The sequence below is a fragment of the Prolixibacteraceae bacterium genome, from assembly GCA_019856515.1.
Taxonomy (GTDB): Bacteria; Bacteroidota; Bacteroidia; order Bacteroidales; family Prolixibacteraceae; genus Halosquirtibacter; species Halosquirtibacter xylanolyticus.
In genome coordinates this window covers 3,353,885-3,373,073 of record CP082230.1, presented here as the reverse complement: position 1 = coordinate 3,373,073, position 19,189 = coordinate 3,353,885, and the positions used below count along the sequence as shown (strand labels likewise).

The following is a 19,189-nucleotide window of genomic DNA, read 5'->3' as shown; positions in this document are numbered from 1 at the left end:
GAATCGGCTCTCTGTAAAACGGCGGCGACCTACTCTCACCCATCTCTACAGTAGCCTCGGCGCGGTAGGGCTTAACTTATCTGTTCCCAAAGAGCAATGATGTCGGGAAGAGGTTCCTCTTGCCATAACGTAGACACAATAATTCCCATTGTTTCATCGATAGCATTATTCACCAAAAGTATAGACGATCGGGTAGATGGCTGGAAGATATTTTATCTTCCAGTACACCTCCCACACCACCGTACGTACGGGTCTCGTATACGGCGACTCCCTAAATCACGACTTTACTCTCTGATAATAATCACTTAGCGTAATATAGCCTGCCTTCTCCAAATTCTTATTCGTTATAGTCGTTTGTAGAATTGGACTCTTTGAAATGCGCCAATACTTTTTCCTCGTATTAGCATATTCATACGCTTTGCTCTTCAAAACTCCGATCAAATATGCCGCATCAAATAATGATAATTCGCCATCGGGTTAACACTTACCTTCTCGTAGTTCTGTTATTAAAACTTTTCGATGAAATCTGAGATAATCTTTTAATGATTCCACTTTCATCTTATCAACTCCATGACTCCTTTATTACGATAAACCTGTAAATAAGCCTTATTTAGGTTATCTGATTATAGGACACGTTCTAATAAATTATCTGTTGTAATGGGCGTTTCCATAATGGCTTCAGTTATCCCTTTGAAAGTGTGCGCTCTTGAGTTATTCTCGAGTTCCGCTCTACCTTCACTTAAGTAGCTATCTTCCGATATTTTCTGCATTGATCCCTTCATTAGGTAACAGTCTGTATTATGAATGATTTAAGATTCAGTCCTTCCTGTAAAGTGGGTACAGTACTATGACCTCGGCTGACTTCTCACAGTTAACTTTTTTTGAATGGACAGGAAAAACACACTGTATCCATCTGCGAGATCTCCCATGGTAAGGAAATTAACTTTCACTCCATCTATCCGCCACATCTACGGTATAAACTCCGTGTAGAATTCGGACTTTACTTTGTTTGGCAAGCTTATCCAGTTATATACCGCCTAATGAGATTCGTATACCTCGGATCAGAGTTTTGCATAAGGCTTCACCTCACGATAAGCACCCTTGCCTTCTGCTAGGTGGTTGGCTCTACAAACCTCCACTACGGACTTGCACCGATTAGTTAATTTACATGCATGGCACACCAAAAAAACCGACTCTTTAATAAGAATCGGTTCTCTGTAAAACGGTGGCGACCTACTCTCCCACATCTCTGCAGTAGCCTCAGCGCGGTAGGGCTTAACTTCTCTGTTCCCAAAGGGAAATGATGTCGGGAAGAGGTCCCTCTTCCAATAATGGAGACACACATCTCTATCAGATCAATTACCGATCATTACAAGGAAGATACTGAAAAAAGTATAGACGCAAAAAAACCGACTCTTTAATAAGAATCGGTTCTCTGTAAAACGGCGGCGACCTACTCTCCCACATCTCTGCAGTACCATCGGCGCGGTAGGGCTTAACTTCTCTGTTCGGAATGGGAAGAGGTGGAACCCCTATGCAATAACCACCTTAAATTGTTAATACGGTTATTTATATCTGACTTAATGTTACAATCTAACATATATCAGCATACATAGTTCAATATATCTTTTTGACATGCTCCTGGAAAAAGTAATCTAAATACAACTAATCTTTTATTCTAATGAAAGTTTCGGGTAATTAGTACTGCTCGGCTTTGGTCTCACAACCTTTACACCTGCAGCCTATCAACGTCGTAGTCTCCAACGACCCTCTAAGGAAACCTCATCTTGAGTGGAGCTTCGTGCTTAGATGCTTTCAGCACTTATCTCTTCCAAACGTAGCTACTCAGCAATGCACCTGGCGGCACAACTGATACACCAGAGGTTTGTCCACCGCGGTCCTCTCGTACTAGCAGCAGCTTCTCTCAAGTTTCCTGCGCCCACAACAGATAGGGACCGAACTGTCTCACGACGTTCTGAACCCAGCTCGCGTGCCACTTTAATGGGCGAACAGCCCAACCCTTGGGACCTTCTCCAGCCCCAGGATGTGACGAGCCGACATCGAGGTGCCAAACCGCTCCGTCGATATGAGCTCTTGGGAGCGATCAGCCTGTTATCCCCGGAGTACCTTTTATCCTTTGAGCGATGGCCCTTCCATACGGAACCACCGGATCACTATGCTCTACTTTCGTACCTGATCGACGTGTTGGTCTCACAGTCAAGCACCCTTGTGCCATTACACTCTACAGACGGTTACCAATCGTCTTGAGGGTACCTTTAGAAGCCTCCGTTACTCTTTTGGAGGCGACCACCCCAGTCAAACTACCCACCACACAATGTCCTCATTGCTGAGTTAGGTTTCAAACAAGCAAAGGGTCGTATTTCAAGGACGACTCCACAACGCCTAGCGACGCCATTTCATTGTCTCCGACCTATCCTACACATTACTTGCCCAAAATCAATGTGAAGTTGCAGTAAAGGTTCACGGGGTCTTTCCGTCCCGTTGCGGGTAATCGGCATCTTCACCGATACTTCAATTTCACCGAGCTCATGGCTGAGACAGTGCCCAGATCGTTGCACCATTCGTGCAGGTCGGAACTTACCCGACAAGGAATTTCGCTACCTTAGGACCGTTATAGTTACGGCCGCCGTTTACCGGGGCTTCATTTCAGCGCTTCTCCGAAGATAACGCCCCCACTTAACCTTCCGGCACCGGGCAGGTGTCAGGCCTTATACATCATCTTTCGATTTAGCAAAGCCCTGTGTTTTTGATAAACAGTCGCCTGGGCCTTTTCACTGCGGCTCCCCTTGCGAGGAGCGATCCTTCTCCCGAAGTTACGGATCGATTTTGCCTAGTTCCTTAGCCATGAATCACTCGAGCACCTCAGGATTCTCTCCTTGACTACCTGTGTCGGTTTGCGGTACGGGTTTATATAATCTACGTTTAGAGGTTTTTCTTGGAAGCCCTTAGGCACACTATCCAATCGTCCGAAGACTCTCGGTACTATCGGGTTTCAGCTCAACGTGCGGATTTGCCTACACATCTCATAACCTACGCCCTTCAACGTACTATTCCGTCAGTACGCGGTGCTTTCATCACTCCGTCGCCCCATCACAACTATATAAAGTACGGGAATATTAACCCGTTGTCCATCGAGTTCGCCGTTCGGCTACCCCTTAGGTCCCGACTAACCCTGATCCGATTAGCGTTGATCAGGAAACCTTAGTCTATCGGTGGGAGGGTTTCTCGCCCTCCTTATCGTTACTTATGCCTACATTTGCTTTTCTAACCGCTCCAGCGCACCTCACAGTGCACATTCAACGCAGTCAGAATGCTCCCCTACCACTTAATGGTAGTCCATTAAATCCATAGCTTCGGTGATATGTTTAATGCCCGATTATTATCCATGCCCGATCGCTCGACTAGTGAGCTGTTACGCACTCTTTAAATGAATGGCTGCTTCCAAGCCAACATACTAGCTGTCTATGCAATCAGACCTCGTTTGTTCAACTTAACATATACTTGGGGACCTTAGCTGATGGTCCGGGTTCTTTCCCTTTCGGACATGGACCTTAGCACCCATGCCCTCACTCCTGGTAATCATATTACAGCATTCGGAGTTTGTCTGGAGTTGATAGGCGGTGAAGCCCTCGCATCCAATCAGTAGCTCTACCTCTGCAATACTATATCCAAGGCTGCACCTAAATGCATTTCGGGGAGTACGAGCTATTTCCGAGTTTGATTGGCCTTTCACCCCTACCCACAGGTCATCCAAGAGCTTTTCAACGCTCCCTGGTTCGGTCCTCCATCTTGTGTTACCAAGACTTCAACCTGCCCATGGGTAGATCACACGGTTTCGCGTCTACCCCCACTAACTTCGACGCCCTATTCAGACTTGCTTTCGCTTCGGCTCCGAGCCTTAAGCTCTTAACCTTGCTAGTGAGGAGTAACTCGTAGGCTCATTATGCAAAAGGCACGCCGTCACATCTAATGATGCTCCGACCGCTTGTAAGTGTATGGTTTCAGGTACTATTTCACTCCCCTGTTCGGGGTACTTTTCACCTTTCCCTCACGGTACTGGTTCTCTATCGGTCTCTTAGGAGTATTTAGCCTTACCAGATGGTCCTGGCAGATTCAGACAGGGTTTCACGTGCCCCGCCCTACTCAGGATACTGCTAGATCATATTTGCTTACGTGTACAGGACTATCACCCTCTCTGGTGTAACTTTCCAGTTACTTCTACTTCACGCATAATCTCATATCGCAGTCCTACAACCCCAACCACGCCGAAACGTCATTGGTTTGGGCTAATCCGCGTTCGATCGCCACTACTAACGGAATCACTTTTGTTTTCTCTTCCTCCGGGTACTTAGATGTTTCAGTTCTCCGGGTTTGCCTCTGACATAGTCAGATAACCAATAAATTGGCTGGGTTGCCCCATTCAGAAATCTTCGGATCAAAGGTTGTTTGCACCTCCCCGAAGCTTATCGCAGCTTATCACGTCTTTCATCGCCTCTAAGAGCCTAGGCATCCACCATACACCCTTACTTACTTTCTATTATAATTAACCTTTAATGTTAATCTCGATATCTGTTGTATTCTTTTACAGATTACTTTTTTCCAGAATGTCAAAGAACTTATATACACCGATCTAATCAAATTAAATCTAACTAAATCAATATAAATGTGTGGAGAATATCGGAGTCGAACCGATGACCTCCTGCGTGCAAGGCAGGCGCTCTAGCCAGCTGAGCTAATCCCCCAAATAACCTCGTATAAATAATATTACGATTGTAGTCCCGCCCAGACTTGAACTGGGGACCTCTACATTATCAGTGTAGCGCTCTAACCAGCTGAGCTACGGGACTATGTCTAAAACATAACCACCTTAGTTTTTCAGCCTAACGCTATCCACTTTGGTTATGTGGGTATATAAGGTTTTTTGATATGACAAGAAAAAACAACCTAATCTCGTCGATTTTCTTTAACCGTTAATGTCGGCTCCAGAAAGGAGGTGTTCCAGCCACACCTTCCGGTACGGCTACCTTGTTACGACTTAACCCCAGTCACTAGTTTTACCCTAGGCCGCTCCTTTCGGTAACAGACTTCAGGCACCCCCAGCTTCCATGGTTTGACGGGCGGTGTGTACAAGGCCCGGGAACGTATTCACCGCGCCATGGCTGATGCGCGATTACTAGCGAATCCAGCTTCACGGAGTCGAGTTGCAGACTCCGATCCGAACTGAGACCAGTTTTAGAGATTAGCATCCTGTCGCCAGGTAGCTGCCCTTTGTACTGACCATTGTAACACGTGTGTAGCCCTGGACATAAGGGCCGTGCTGATTTGACGTCATCCCCACCTTCCTCTCACCTTACGGTGGCAGTCTCTCTAGAGTCCTCAGCTTAACCTGTTAGCAACTAAAGATAGGGGTTGCGCTCGTTATGGGACTTAACCCGACACCTCACGGCACGAGCTGACGACAACCATGCAGCACCTTGTACGTCGTCCGAAGAAAAGTCTATCTCTAGACCGATCGCCGTACATTTAAGCCCAGGTAAGGTTCCTCGCGTATCATCGAATTAAACCACATGTTCCTCCGCTTGTGCGGGCCCCCGTCAATTCCTTTGAGTTTCAATCTTGCGATCGTACTCCCCAGGTGGATTACTTAAAACTTTCGCTTAGCCACTGACTGTGTATCGCCAACAGCGAGTAATCATCGTTTACGGCGTGGACTACCAGGGTATCTAATCCTGTTCGCTCCCCACGCTTTCGTACATCAGCGTCAGTTATACCTTAGTAAGCTGCCTTCGCAATCGGTGTTCTGAGTAATATCTAAGCATTTCACCGCTACACTACTCATTCCGCCTACCTCAAGTATACTCAAGTAATACAGTTTCAATGGCAGTTCTACAGTTGAGCTGCAGGATTTCACCACTGACTTATATTACCGCCTACGTACCCTTTAAACCCAATAAATCCGGATAACGCTTACACCCTCCGTATTACCGCGGCTGCTGGCACGGAGTTAGCCGGTGTTTATTCATATGCTACCTTCAGCTACTTTCACGAAAGTAGGTTTATTTGCATATAAAAGAAGTTTACAACCCATAGGGCAGTCATCCTTCACGCGGGATGGCTGGTTCAGACTTGCGTCCATTGACCAATATTCCTCACTGCTGCCTCCCGTAGGAGTCTGGTCCGTGTCTCAGTACCAGTGTGGGGGATCATCCTCTCAGAACCCCTAGACATCGTAGCCTTGGTAAGCCGTTACCTTACCAACTAGCTAATGTCACGCATGTTCATCTTGTACCGCCGGAGCTTTAATCACCAAGTCATGCGACTCAATAATACTATGGGGCATTAATCCAAATTTCTCTGGGCTATTCCCCTGTACAAGGCAGATTACATACGCGTTACTCACCCGTGCGCCGGTCGTCGTCTAGTAGCAAGCTACTTCCGTTACCCCTCGACTTGCATGTGTTAGGCCTCCCGCTAGCGTTCATCCTGAGCCAGGATCAAACTCTTCGTTGTATAAAAAGTTAATTAATTTAGCTCAACAAAAACTCAAAAATCTATTAGATTGACGGTTGCTTTTTTGTACTTGTCATTATCAAAAAATATCTTCAAAGAACTTTGTATCTTATTCATCCATCGTCGCCGTTGCGCCGATGTTTTTGCGGTTGCAAAGATAAACGATTTTATCTTTAAACTCCAAATGTTTTCTTAAATAATTTCTCAACTTAATTGAGACTTAAAAAACACTCTTCAAAACCGTCTAAGAACTCGCTATCGTTTTTCTCGAAAGCGTTGCAAAGAAAGGGCTTTTTATCCCACACTTCCAAATTATAATCAAACATTTTAATTGTAATTAAAATTCAAAAGTTGCTATTCGACTAAGACAAAACATGTTATTAAGCATAAAATAATACCACACAAACAACATCTATAAATACCAATCCATATATTGAGTACACACAGAGTCAATAGACAAATCTTGATATCTATTTCCACACAAAAGCAACAACTTGTTATTAACACTTTTAAAGAATTAAAACAATTGCACCAACAAAACAAAGTCCAATAAGCTTTACAGCAGAACATTAAAGAACACACCCTGATAGTCACAAAAAAAGCTTATGATCTTTTAGGATTATAATATAATTATTCATAAATTAGCAATACACAAAAAATAACGATGATTTATTATTACCTTTTGTCTCCACCCATTAGACAAATCTTTATTTCGTTCAATTGCCTCTGAGCACTTAAAGAATAAAAGCTGAACACTTTTTATTATAAAAAAGGAATAATAAAAAAGGACATTTCTCTTCAGAGAAATGTCCTTTGTTTTTATATATCACAAGTTAAAATCAAGCACATATCATTTCACTCCACTCAGAACAAACAACCTGACACAAACGATCATTTAGTGCCTCAAAAATAAGGTCATCACCCCCCATAAGGCCAGTAACATAATACGTCTTATCTGAATGCTTACCAAATTCGTCCACCTTTGACTGCACCTTAGTCATTAATACATCTGAAAACATCACAAAGGGCATAAACACCACCTTTTTGAATGGCAATCTTTCAACAATATCCATGACTTGATTTAAACCAGGATAAGACAATTGTGAAATGAATCCATTCATACAAAATCCAAATGTTGAATTTTCCATCACCAACCGTGTCAACTTAGCAACATCTGCATTAACATCAGGTAACGAAGCTCCAACACCAAGGCCTACCAAACAAGTATCTTTTCTATCTCGACAAGAATCCCCCTCGGCATTACCAACCAATTTCTCGCCCAAATGAATAAGATGATCACAGACCCCCACACTTTGAGCTAATCGCAATGACAAATCATCATATTTCACAGCAATATCTTCAAGTTGCTGAGGCATATCAAATTTCAAGTGAACACCTGGAAATAGAGATACAGGTATTGCTACAATATCACGCCCACCTTTGACATATAGATCATCTATAGCATCATATAATGAAGGTGAAGAAAACTCCAAAAAACCATAAGAGACCAATAGTGATGGATATCTTTTTTTAAATTTATGAACCAAGGTAGTAAACTCAGCCTCAATGCGAGGACCACCACTTCCGAAACCACACAACAATATACATTTACTATTTTTCATCAAGTTCAGTCATTAATGAGTCAACATTCTGTCCAATCAATATTACAGTTGGAGTTGGAAGAGGCTTCTGTGCAGCAATATCCGAGAAACTAGACAGATCGCCAGCAATCATCTGCTCTTCTTTGTAAGACACCTTGGAAATGGCTGCAATTTTAGTCGAAGCTTTAACTCCATGAGAAAGCAACTGTTCAATAATATTATCAATATTCTTCAATCCCATATATAAAACAAGTGGAGTACCCTCTTTGATCATCATGGCAATAGAAGCAAACTGCTTAAACTCATTCTTTGCAGTAGTTCCTGTACAAAAGAGCAGTGTTGTATTCACACATCGCTCTGTAATAGGAATTTGAAAATTATTTGCCGCAGCAATCCCTGCAGTTACACCAGGAATCAACTCATAGGGCACATCCTTTTCCTTTAAAAATCTTATCTCCTCTATTCCTCTACCAAAGATAAGTGGATCTCCCGTCTTTAATCGAACCACCTTCTTTCCATCTAAATAACCTGAATACATAAGAGAGTTAATTCTCTGTTGACGGACCTCTTGACACTGCATATCACAATGAGTTTTCCCGACATACACTTGCTCTGTAGACTCAGGAATTACCCCAAGAATTTCATCCCCCATTAAACTATCATACAAAACCAAGTCAGCGTCTTGTAGTAGTCTATAAGCTTTTACGGTTAGTAAGTCTGGATCTCCTGGACCCGCACCAACAATTGAAACAATATGCTTCATAAAAATAACTGTCAATAAAATGTTTACGAAAAAGACGATACGAGGAAAAAAGTCAACAGAAAGACACCTCTTGAAACACAGAGACACTTTCAATATGAAGCGATTTACCACCAACTGTCCGAATGGTATATGTAAATTTAACAACCAAACAGGTCTTCTGACTCACCTTATCATACACAGCCTTCCCATCAAAAATTTAACAGTGGCTAAAACATCGTGTATAAAATTAAATAGGTTTACAGCAGCGAACAACTGTTCCGAATTCTCATCGGATTCCCTCTAGCTTATACTCCTATAAGACTTGGTTGTATATTTCTTTAATACTCTGCGAATGTAATCATTTTGAAACAAAGAAGGATTCTATATTTATATTAACGATAATAGATACCCCCTCCTCAAACACTCCTACTTAATGATATTATCTCTTTTTAACCATCAGCATTCCTTCTTTAGTTAATTAAACAAAAGATTCAATCCACAACTAATTTAAGACAAAACTCTATTTTGAAAGACATCAATCTGTTTTGAATCACAGTTAGTAGAATCAACGTCCAAACGTAGAATAGTATGATATTAAACTAGGTCGAAATCTACAATACCAACAAAGGAGAAGTGTATTTAAAATCATAACTCAGGTCATTACCTACAACAATAGAAGAAATAATCTTATACTCTTGCTCTTCTCTTAAATTATCAAATTCTGGAATAGGCAAATGTGACATCTCAGATGCCTTTGTATAAAACTCCCTACGTGAAGGGTGCTCTGGCATAATTCCATTAATTAACTTTCCCCAAAAATCTTCTTTAATAACAGTTAATAATAAACCAATACAATCATCACGATGAATTAAATTTACAGGAGAGTCTCCATTTTTTAGATTCTTCTTTCCTGCAAGGAATCTTCCAGGCAAACGATCATAACCAATCAAACCACCAAAGCGTATGATGGTCGTTTCAAAAAAAGATTGGCTTAGCAATAGGTCTTCCACAGAGCGGAGTGCTATACCACTATTTTTCTGGGGCTCTAGATTTGTATTCTCATCCACCACACCATTAGTATTTGGATACACAGAGGTACTACTAACAAACAACACCTTTTTTATGGTACTTTTATTAATCTCATCAACCAAACTCTTAATCTGTTCATAATGGAAAGAGATAATATCATCACGTCTCTTAGGAGGAATATTTACTATCAGAATATCTGCATTAAAAAAAGCTTTATCTACATTTGAATTAAGTGAAGGTGTTAAACTTACAAAAAATGGAGACATTCCATTCTCTTCAATCTCCAATAATTTATCCGCATCCGTGGTTGAACCAGACACTTCAAATCCGAGTTTTACTAATTCTATTCCCAATGGCATTCCCAACCAACCACAACCAAGTATCGATATTTTATTTCGCATCATTTTCTATTGATATAATATATTTGAAACTATAACAAATAACGAAATAAATAGGTTTAGACAAACTAAACAAGGAACTAAAAAAGGTATAAATAAGAGAATAAAGACTCTTTTTTATAGTCATATTGATACGGAAAATCTTATTTTTGCATCTAACGTTGATTGAGATACAAAAAAGCAATGCATGTATTAAGAATCATTCTTAACTACAGCATTCTACAAAGGGCTAAACATTACTATGTCATTTCGAATTAGAGAAAATCTTCAGAAATTTTTTGTGATTGGGATCAGTTATAAAAAGACGGCAATTGAAACTAGAGAAAAATTCTCTCTTCAACCTGAAGATCAAACAAACATACTAGACCAAGCTAGTGGTAAAGGTATTGAGTCGTTAGTAGTACTTTCGACATGTAACAGAACTGAACTTTACGGGTTCTCTTCTGATCCAGATGCCATTATACACCTTTTTCTATCAAATTGTAATGCAAAATATGAAGATTTCATTACACATGGATATATCCAAAAGGGACATGATGCAATACTACACCTGTATCGTGTTGCATCAGGTCTTGATTCTCAAATTATCGGTGACTTTCAAATTGTAGGACAAGTAAAAAATTCTTACCGTGAATCAGAGCAGAAAGGTCTAATTAATCCATTTGTAAATCGACTATTCTCGTATGTATTTCAAGCGAGTAAAAAGGTTAAGAATAGCACTGATATTAGCAAAGGAGCTTCTTCGGTCTCTCATGCTGCTGTCCAATATATTAAGGACAACACAGAAGAACTAGACAAAGCAAACATTCTACTTTTTGGATTAGGTGAAATTGGAAAAGACACATGTGTTAATCTTCTAAAACACATGCATAACAGATCTCTTACTGTTGTCAATAGGACTTTAACCAAAGCGGAAAATCTTGCCAATAAATTTGACCTACACTTTGCTCCTATTGAGGATTTGACTTCAGAGATACAGAAAGCAGACGTAATTGTAGTTTCCACAGGGTCCTCTAAAGCAACTGTATTACCTAAACATTTTGAAGGAAAGAAAAGAAAAAGTCTTGTTCTAGATCTTTCTGTTCCTCGCAATGTTTCTATCGACATTGAAGATAATCCATATGTTGAAGTTGCAACTGTAGATATTTTATCTCAGTCGATATCTAAAGCAATGAAACATCGACATAATGCCGTACCTCAAGCCGTTAAAATTATAGAAGATTCCATTAATGACTTTTATGGGTGGTTAGAGGTGAAAAATCTTTCACCAGTAATCGTTGCGTTAAAAGAAAATCTGGAAAAAATTAAAGAGAAAGAGATTGAATACCATAAGCCAAAGTTAAACGATCTTGAGCTAGAGAAAATAGAACATATTAGTACTAATATTGTTAATAAAATTGCTCGTGCTTGCATTAGTCACTTAAAGGATAATCACAAAAAACACTCTTCTCCTATTGAAACGTTGGAAATGATCTTTAGAGAAAACGAAAACTAATTCTTATTTTTGTGTCTCTAGGACATCTAGCATATGTTTTTTATTATGTTGAATATGCTATACTGGAATACATAAAAACAAGAAGATAATGTCTAAAAAAAGAGTCATCAGAGTTGCAACAAGACCAAGTCTATTAGCAAAAACTCAAACAGAACAGACAGTTGAACTGTTAAAGGCGAAAAATCCTGATATTGAATTCCAAATTAAAACCTTTAGCACAAAAGGTGATCGTGTATTAGATAGATCCTTAACACAATTTGGAACAACAGGACTCTTTGTAAAGGAACTTGAGATGGCTATGCTTGAAGGTGAAGCAGATATTGCCGTACATAGCTTGAAAGATGTTCCTAGTATTAATCCTCCTGAATTTATTTTAGCAGCATATGCTCCAAGAGAGAATTCGTGCGATGTACTAATAACTCGTTTAGGAGAATCATTATCAGAACTAAAAGAAAATTTCATTCTTGGAACAGGAAGTCCAAGAAGACGTGTTCAAATTGCACAAATACGACCAGATGTAACATTCAAAGAGATACGTGGAAATATTGACACCCGTATTCAGAAACTAAAGAATGGTGAGTATGATGCCATTTTATTAGCAGCTGCTGGAATGAATCGTCTAAATATCCCTTTTGAATCAAAGGATACTCTCGACCTAGATATAATGACTCCTGCTATAGGACAAGGTGCTATAGCCATTGAATGCCTGAAAGATGATCATGAAACTATCAAAATTGTCTCTTCAATTAATGACCACGACACAGAAAAAGCGGTATTAGCAGAACGAGCATTTATGGCCGAAATAGAAGGAGGCTGCAAGTTTCCTCTAGCAGCACATGCAATATGTAAAAACGATCAGATAACAATGACCGCCTTAGTGGGTGATGGTCAAAAGTTAACACAAACTAAGAGAACAATTACAGTTGATCTGGAATCATCTGTTAAAACAGCTATCAACTTAGCTCAAGAGTTAAAAGAAGAGTGCAAAAAACTGAATATAAATTACCACCTTTTCTAATACATAAAAAGACATAAGATATGGCAACACGTCCACTTTTTCCAACAACAAGAATGCGTCGTCTAAGATATAACGACCATGTAAGAAATATGATTGCAGAGACAACACTGACGGCAGACGACCTTGTCATGCCTCTATTTGTTTGTCCGGGAGAGAACATCTCTAAGCCAATCTCTTCAATGCCTGGTAATTCACAAATGTCTATAGATGTCCTTGTTGAAAGATGTAAAGAGCTATTCTTCATGGGCGTTAAGTCCGTACTTTTGTTTGGCATCCCTGAGCACAAAGATCTTGATGGAACTTGCGCAACACAAGATCACAGTATTGTTCAACGTGCAGTTAGAGCAATTCGTGAAGAGTTACCAAACATATACATTATTGCTGATATTTGTAATTGTGAATATACTACACATGGTCACTGCGGTACTATCATTGATGGTGATGTAGACAATGATCTAACATTAGAAACACTAAGCAAGCAAGCAGTCTCATTGGCTAAAGCAGGAGTTGATATGGTAGCTCCATCCGATATGATGGACGGTAGAGTTGGTGAAATGCGTAAAGCACTAGATAGAAACGGGTACAACAAAACTCCAATTATGTCTTACTCTGCAAAATATGCATCTGGATTCTATGGCCCATTTAGAGAAGCGGCAGAGAGTGCTCCTCAGTTTGGCAATAGAGCAACTTATCAAATGGATCCTCGCAACAGTGAAGAAGCGATGAGAGAAATTGAGATGGATATCGCAGAAGGTGCTGATATTGTTATGGTAAAACCAGCACTAAGCTATTTGGATATTATCTATCGTGCGAAACACGAATTTAACATGCCTGTTGCAGCCTATAATGTTAGTGGTGAATTCTCAATGGTTCATGCTGCTGCAGAAAAAGATTGGATAGATGGAGAACGAGTAATGCTTGAAATTCTTACTTCGATCAAAAGAGCTGGAGCCGATATTATTATTACATATCATGCCCCTGAAGTCGTGAGATTATTAAAAAGCTAATTTTTTTGTAGATCAATACAGTTCAAAATTATTATAAGGGTAGATAAGTTAAGTTTCATATCTATCCTTATATTTTTATCAAAATAATTCTATATGCCTCAATCACTTTTTTTAGATACACTTCAAGGTAAATGTACTGATCGTCCTCCTGTTTGGTTTATGAGACAGGCAGGAAGAGTACTCCCAAATTATATGGATATGAGAGACCAATATGGTTTCAAGGAGATGATGGACACCCCGGAATTAGCGGCTAAAGTCACTCTTCTTCCTATTGATGATTTGGGTGTTGACGCAGCAATACTATTTTCAGACATTTTAGTGATCCCTGAGGCTATGGGAATGGAACTAAGCTTTGAAGGTAAAGGTCCATCTTTTAAAGTAGCACTCAAAGATGTTGAAGATCCAAACCTATTCCTTAAGGAACAGCCAGAGAAACTTCAGCATATCTATAAAGCTATTGATTTAATCAAACAGCAAAAACCTGAACATATTCCATTAATTGGATTTTGTGGTGGTCCTCTTACAACACTTTGTTACATGTATCAAGGGTTTAGTCAAAACCTCAATTTTCCAGATGTTATCCCCGCATTATATCGTGACACCAAAGTTATTTCAAAAGTGATTGATCGCATCACTGAGATGTCTATCGAATACGCAAAAAATCAAGTTGCACATGGTATTGATGCATTTCAACTCTTCGAAACACATGCAGGACTTGTTCCATCAGATATATATCAAAAATTATTTCTCCCAAGTGTAAAAAAGATCCTCACGGCCGTAAGAGATCTTGGAGTCAAAACAATATTCCTTCCCAAAGGACTTGGGACAGGTCTTTCCATGGTAAATTACGATCTTTGTGATTGTATTAGTGTTGATTGGCAAGTGCCATTAGAAGGTGTCAGACAATACGTTGGTAATGAAATAACACTTCAAGGAAATTTTGATCCAAGAATTCTTCAGACAACGCCTGAGGTAATTACAGATCACTTCAATAAATATCTTGAATTCGGACAGAAAGAGCATAATTGGATCTTTAATCTAGGTCATGGACTACTTCCAACAATTCCTGTTGATAATGTAAAACACCTTGTTAATCTGGTAAAAGACAGTGATTGGAAAAGATAAGTAAGTTATTATTTGTATTTAACAAATAAACACCATATATTTGTCTCTTTATTCTTCAAAAACAACGAGGGATAAAGAGATGAATTACAAGGCCTAATAATTCATCGTAATTTTTAGATATAAATAAATCGATCCAGATCATATTTGGTTCGTTTTTTTTTTGTTTAAAATTACGTTTTATGAAAACATCAATTCCAACACAATATAGCGTTTCTTCTTTATTACTAAGTTTATTTCAGAGTAAACACACAAACAATCAAGAGACATCACGTATCTCTCAATGGGCAAAAGTATCTGACACTCTAGAAAACAGTGCTAAGAATGTTAGAACCATGAGACTTATCTCTGTAGGAATCTTACTGACTACAATAGTATTATCTCTATCAAACAACTTAAATATACCTTCATATTTTAATGTTCAATCGATCGTGGGAACTCTTGTTATTTTCACATTCTGCCTGTCTTTATTAGAACAAAGATATATTCAAAGAGCACAAAGAATTCAACGATATATCTTCTCTCGATAAATAACTTAATGTAACCAAGGTATGTGTTATTTACATATAAAATGAGGTACATTCACTATCTATATATAGTAGAATGCACCTCATATATTTTTGTAATTACTTCATTGCATCAAGGCTCTCTCGACAAGCATTAATCGTCTTATCTAATTGCTCATAAGTCAAACTATTGGATAAGAAATAAGATTCAAATGATGATGGTGGTAAATAAATTCCTCGTTTCAACATCTCATGAAAGAACTGCGGGAATTTATCATTATTAGCAGTTGCAGCACTATTAAAATCGACTACATCAACATCGGTAAAAAAGATACTTATCATTGAACCAATTGAGTTGATACGATATGAAAAACCACTTTCAGACAATACTTTTTCTAACCCTTCTTTAAGATAAACTGTTTTCTTTGACAGCTCTTGATAGATATTTGGGTTATCATTTAATTCTCTTAAAAGTGTATAACCTGCAGTCATAGCAATAGGGTTACCAGACAAAGTTCCAGCTTGATAAACAGGGCCAACAGGAGAAACGATCTCCATAATCTCACGTCTTCCTCCATAAGCACCAACAGGCATACCTCCTCCAATTACTTTTCCATAAGTAACCAAATCGGCATCTATACCAAGAAACTCCTGTGCTCCTCCTGGAGCAAGGCGAAACCCTGTCATCACCTCATCAAAGATCAATAGGATACCATGATCAGTACATAACTGTCTAATCCCTTTTAGGAAATCCATATTAGGTAAGACACATCCCATATTACCTGCTACAGGTTCAATAATAATTGCAGCAATCTCATTAGGATTATCCTCAATTAATCGTTTTACCCCATCTAAATCATTATATTCAGCAGTAAGAGTATCTTTAGCTGTACCAGCAGTTACTCCAGGTGAGTTTGGTTCGCCAAATGTAGAAGCACCACTACCTGCTTTGATCAAAAAAGAATCAGAATGACCATGATAACAACCAACAAACTTGATAAACTTATCTCGTTTGGTATACCCTCTTGCAACACGAATTGCACTCATACATGCTTCTGTTCCCGAGTTTACCATACGAACCATATCAACATTTGGAGCCATACTGCTTATGAGTTCAGCAATCTTATATTCCAACTCTGTTGGTGCACCAAATGAAGTAGAATGATCCACTGCTATCTTTATTGCATCTATAATAGGACGATGTGCATGACCTAAAATCATTGGCCCCCAAGATCCGATATAGTCAATATAATCATTACCATCGACATCAGTCATTACACTTCCACTTGCCTTCTCAAAAAATACGGGAGTTCCCCCTACTGAATTGAAAGCACGTACTGGAGAATTTACACCTCCAGGGATATACTTCTTTGAAGCATCAAAAAGCTCTGAACTTCTCTTATATTGATACATATCTTTATTTTTAAATTTCGTTTTCTCTATAGAAATCTGATACCGTATGAAATAGTTCGTATAACGAAGGGGTCGATGATACCAATACCTCTCTTGTATAATGTTTTAACTCATTAGCCGTAGAAGGTCCAATTGCAAAACATGGATGTGAAACATCGTATTGTGCAAAAAAAGATTGAACAGCAGAAGGAGATGCAAACACAAGTGCATCATATTGCTGGATATCTAAATCCACCTTTACATCAATCGTTTCATACACCTCCACCAAATTAAACGAATAATCATGATCTTTCAAAAATGCCTCAATATAAGGCATTCTTTGTTTGCCACAAAAATAAGATATTCCATTAATCTTTGGATAACTTTTAAGTAATTCGATCACACCTTTCGAAGACTGTAAACTTGGGACAAGAACATCTCTACAACCAATATGATCTAACGCTTCTGCCGTTTTATTACCAACTGCAATACACCTAGAATGAACGACTTCATTCATCACTGTAATATTTGTTGAGATACTCTTTACGGCATTCTGACTAGTAAATACTTTATACGGATATAGTGAGGGGTAGTCTGGACGTAACAGTTTAATCGAGATAAAAGGCACACTATCACAATGAATATCTGGAAAAGATTCTGACAACTGAAGTATTTCAGTTACAGCGAGCTCTTTTGTGACAAGTAATTTCACCATTAAGCAATTAATCCTAAGAGTTGAACAACAATTATAACAAATACCATAGCTGCTGGATATACCGTTGCGTATGCAATAGAAGGAGCTTCACTTTCTGTCATTGAATCAATCGCAGCAAGACCAGGAGTACTTGTCATGGATCCAGTTAATCCTCCAAGCATTGTCAAAACATCTATTTTCAGAATCCGTTTGCCTACGAAAACACCCAAGATCATTGGAATTAATGTTATTGCACCACCTACTAGAAAGAGTTCAAACCCGTACTGCTGAAATGTAGAAACAATTTGTCCTCCTGCACTTGTTCCCACTGAAGCTAGAAATAACAATAGGCCAAATTGTCTTAAAAGATTATTGGCAGCCCCAGTCATTGTCCATAAAATAGGACCTGTTTTTCCTACTCGTCCCAAAATCAAAGAGGTCAATAAAACACCACCTGAGAGACCTAGACTAAAAGACATATTGCCTGCAACCAAACTTACTTTACCAACCAATACTCCTAAAACGATCCCTATAGCTATAGGTAAGAAATCTGTATCTGAAAGACGTTTACTATCATCACCAAAAGCTTCTGACACCTGCTTAATATTGTCAACAGAAGCAGCTATTACGACCTTATCTCCTAGTAATAATTTGGTATTTGGTGTTGGTGCAAGATCTATACCTGATCTTCTTATCCTCGTAATATTCGCAGAATAAGTATTTAAGATATTCAACTCTCCGATGGTTTTGTTTATAACCTCACTCTTTGTAACCAAAACAGGACGAACATCGTATCGTTTATTTAGTGGAATCTGCTTTTTTGTCTCTGGTCCAATTATGTATTCCATTTTAGACATAGCACTTTCTGGTCCAACAGCTTTTACCACATCTCCCTTTTGAAGAATCGTATCTTTAGTTGGGGTTATAGCTAGTCCATCCTGGTGCAATACACGCGAGATAACAGCCTTTGTCATTGTACGAATCTTTAACTCTGACAAACTCTTACCTACCACTTTCTCATTTTCGACAATAAAGTTCTTCTTAAAAAACTCAGGATTGGATACCTTCTGTGATCTTTCAAACGTATTCTCAGCATCTTTAATACTAAGTTTCATGATCTTAGGAAGCATACGGACAAACAGAATTACACCAATAACACCAAAAGGATAAGCAATACCATAACCAATCGAAGCAAGTGGGCTACCAGTAATATCAATAGCAGCTGCTAAACCAGGAGTACTAGTTAATGCACCAGTAAATAATCCCGAAACTATATTAATATCAATATCCAATAAAATAGCAAGAAGTGCTGCCGTTAATCCGCCTGAAAACACCAATACAAATGCTAAGATGATTAAGGACTTACCCTTCTCTTTAAAGGAGGAGAAGAATCCAGGTCCAGCTTGTATTCCAATGGTAAAAAGAAATAAAACCAAGCCCATACGCTGAAAATCTTTGGGTATAACAACCCCAAAATGGCCAAAGATAAGAGCAACAAAGATGACAGCAGAGATATCTAATGAAATATTCTTTATTGAGATTTTTCCTATTATAAACCCAATGCTAATAATAAGAAATAAAGCGAAATAGCTTGATGATAATAATTCCATGATAATATAATTATGCAATTTTTAGTTTAACCCTTTAACCATAA

General features: G+C 39.0%; 12 protein-coding genes, 2 tRNA genes, 3 rRNA genes and 1 riboswitch. Of the genes, 5 read left to right on the top strand and 12 right to left on the bottom strand.

Going from position 1 to position 19,189, the window contains the following annotated elements; all coding sequences use genetic code 11:
• Positions 1 to 623 precede the first annotated feature (623 nt).
• From K5X82_12380 to K5X82_12340, 9 genes are all read right to left on the bottom strand, one after another.
• Complete coding sequence (locus tag K5X82_12380) at positions 624 to 770, bottom strand: hypothetical protein (protein QZT36077.1); 147 nt, start codon at positions 768 to 770, stop codon at positions 624 to 626.
• A 670-nt stretch (positions 771 to 1,440) separates the two neighbouring features.
• Positions 1,441 to 1,551, bottom strand: a 5S ribosomal RNA gene (gene rrf / locus K5X82_12375).
• 128 nt (positions 1,552 to 1,679) lie between these two features.
• Positions 1,680 to 4,558 (bottom strand): 23S ribosomal RNA (locus tag K5X82_12370).
• Between the two features lie 131 nt (positions 4,559 to 4,689).
• Positions 4,690 to 4,763 (bottom strand) — tRNA-Ala (locus tag K5X82_12365).
• A 31-nt stretch (positions 4,764 to 4,794) separates the two neighbouring features.
• Positions 4,795 to 4,868 (bottom strand) — tRNA-Ile (locus K5X82_12360).
• Between the two features lie 139 nt (positions 4,869 to 5,007).
• A 16S ribosomal RNA gene (locus K5X82_12355) occupies positions 5,008 to 6,531 on the bottom strand.
• The 16S, 23S and 5S rRNA genes sit together here with 2 tRNA genes alongside, the layout of an rRNA operon.
• A gap of 839 nt (positions 6,532 to 7,370) precedes the next feature.
• Positions 7,371 to 8,153 (bottom strand): hypothetical protein, encoded by a 783-nt coding sequence (locus K5X82_12350; GenBank protein QZT36076.1) that lies wholly within the window; start codon positions 8,151 to 8,153, stop codon positions 7,371 to 7,373.
• Positions 8,143 to 8,895: a uroporphyrinogen-III C-methyltransferase gene (gene cobA / locus K5X82_12345; GenBank protein ID QZT36075.1), complete on the bottom strand. Its 753-nt coding sequence runs from the start codon at positions 8,893 to 8,895 to the stop codon at positions 8,143 to 8,145. Before cobA ends, K5X82_12350 begins: the two co-directional genes overlap by 11 nt.
• Positions 8,896 to 9,024: 129 nt before the next feature.
• Positions 9,025 to 9,215, bottom strand: a riboswitch (cobalamin riboswitch).
• Positions 9,216 to 9,485: 270 nt separating this feature from the next.
• Positions 9,486 to 10,307 (bottom strand): NAD(P)H-binding protein, encoded by an 822-nt coding sequence (locus K5X82_12340; GenBank protein QZT36074.1) that lies wholly within the window; start codon positions 10,305 to 10,307, stop codon positions 9,486 to 9,488.
• Between the two features lie 235 nt (positions 10,308 to 10,542).
• On the opposite strand from K5X82_12340, the gene hemA reads away from it, so the two are divergent.
• The 5 genes from hemA (at position 10,543) to K5X82_12315 (ending at position 15,473) form a co-directional block, all read left to right on the top strand.
• Positions 10,543 to 11,796, top strand: a complete 1,254-nt coding sequence (gene hemA, locus K5X82_12335; GenBank protein ID QZT36073.1) for a glutamyl-tRNA reductase — start codon at positions 10,543 to 10,545, stop codon at positions 11,794 to 11,796.
• Positions 11,797 to 11,884: 88 nt separating this feature from the next.
• Entirely contained in the window at positions 11,885 to 12,814 is a 930-nt protein-coding gene (gene hemC / locus K5X82_12330) for a hydroxymethylbilane synthase (GenBank protein QZT36072.1), read from the top strand.
• A 20-nt stretch (positions 12,815 to 12,834) separates the two neighbouring features.
• Complete coding sequence (gene hemB / locus K5X82_12325) at positions 12,835 to 13,821, top strand: porphobilinogen synthase (GenBank protein ID QZT36071.1); 987 nt, start codon at positions 12,835 to 12,837, stop codon at positions 13,819 to 13,821.
• 93 nt (positions 13,822 to 13,914) lie between these two features.
• A complete protein-coding gene (gene hemE, locus K5X82_12320; GenBank protein QZT36070.1) occupies positions 13,915 to 14,946 on the top strand; it encodes a uroporphyrinogen decarboxylase in 1,032 nt (343 codons plus the stop codon).
• A 179-nt stretch (positions 14,947 to 15,125) separates the two neighbouring features.
• On the top strand, positions 15,126 to 15,473 hold the full coding sequence (locus K5X82_12315) for a hypothetical protein (protein ID QZT36069.1): 348 nt from the start codon (positions 15,126 to 15,128) through the stop codon (positions 15,471 to 15,473).
• Between the two features lie 96 nt (positions 15,474 to 15,569).
• On the opposite strand, the gene hemL is transcribed toward K5X82_12315, so the two are convergent.
• From hemL to K5X82_12300, 3 genes are read right to left on the bottom strand one after another with little or no spacing between them, the layout of a single operon-like run.
• Positions 15,570 to 16,862 (bottom strand): glutamate-1-semialdehyde 2,1-aminomutase, encoded by a 1,293-nt coding sequence (gene hemL / locus K5X82_12310; GenBank protein QZT36068.1) that lies wholly within the window; start codon positions 16,860 to 16,862, stop codon positions 15,570 to 15,572.
• A 10-nt stretch (positions 16,863 to 16,872) separates the two neighbouring features.
• Positions 16,873 to 17,556 carry a uroporphyrinogen-III synthase gene (locus tag K5X82_12305; GenBank protein QZT36067.1) on the bottom strand — a complete coding sequence of 228 codons (684 nt, stop codon included), beginning with the start codon at positions 17,554 to 17,556 and terminating at the stop codon, positions 16,873 to 16,875.
• The gene (locus K5X82_12300; GenBank protein QZT36066.1) at positions 17,556 to 19,145 is read right to left on the bottom strand and encodes a transporter; all 1,590 of its coding nucleotides are present in this window, start codon (positions 19,143 to 19,145) and stop codon (positions 17,556 to 17,558) included. Before K5X82_12300 ends, K5X82_12305 begins: the two co-directional genes overlap by 1 nt.
• Between the last annotated feature and the right edge of the window lie 44 nt (positions 19,146 to 19,189).

Excerpts from the sequence above, each read along its gene's own strand:
- K5X82_12380 (QZT36077.1), bottom strand. The coding sequence starts at position 770 with ATGCAGAAAATATCGGAAGATAGCTACTTAAGTGAAGGTAGAGCGGAA.
- K5X82_12350 (QZT36076.1), bottom strand. The coding sequence starts at position 8,153 with ATGAAAAATAGTAAATGTATATTGTTGTGTGGTTTCGGAAGTGGTGGT.
- cobA (QZT36075.1), bottom strand. The coding sequence starts at position 8,895 with ATGAAGCATATTGTTTCAATTGTTGGTGCGGGTCCAGGAGATCCAGAC.
- K5X82_12340 (QZT36074.1), bottom strand. The coding sequence starts at position 10,307 with ATGATGCGAAATAAAATATCGATACTTGGTTGTGGTTGGTTGGGAATG.
- hemA (QZT36073.1), top strand. The coding sequence starts at position 10,543 with ATGTCATTTCGAATTAGAGAAAATCTTCAGAAATTTTTTGTGATTGGG.
- hemC (QZT36072.1), top strand. The coding sequence starts at position 11,885 with ATGTCTAAAAAAAGAGTCATCAGAGTTGCAACAAGACCAAGTCTATTA.
- hemB (QZT36071.1), top strand. The coding sequence starts at position 12,835 with ATGGCAACACGTCCACTTTTTCCAACAACAAGAATGCGTCGTCTAAGA.
- hemE (QZT36070.1), top strand. The coding sequence starts at position 13,915 with ATGCCTCAATCACTTTTTTTAGATACACTTCAAGGTAAATGTACTGAT.
- K5X82_12315 (QZT36069.1), top strand. The coding sequence starts at position 15,126 with ATGAAAACATCAATTCCAACACAATATAGCGTTTCTTCTTTATTACTA.
- hemL (QZT36068.1), bottom strand. The coding sequence starts at position 16,862 with ATGTATCAATATAAGAGAAGTTCAGAGCTTTTTGATGCTTCAAAGAAG.
- K5X82_12305 (QZT36067.1), bottom strand. The coding sequence starts at position 17,556 with ATGGTGAAATTACTTGTCACAAAAGAGCTCGCTGTAACTGAAATACTT.
- K5X82_12300 (QZT36066.1), bottom strand. The coding sequence starts at position 19,145 with ATGGAATTATTATCATCAAGCTATTTCGCTTTATTTCTTATTATTAGC.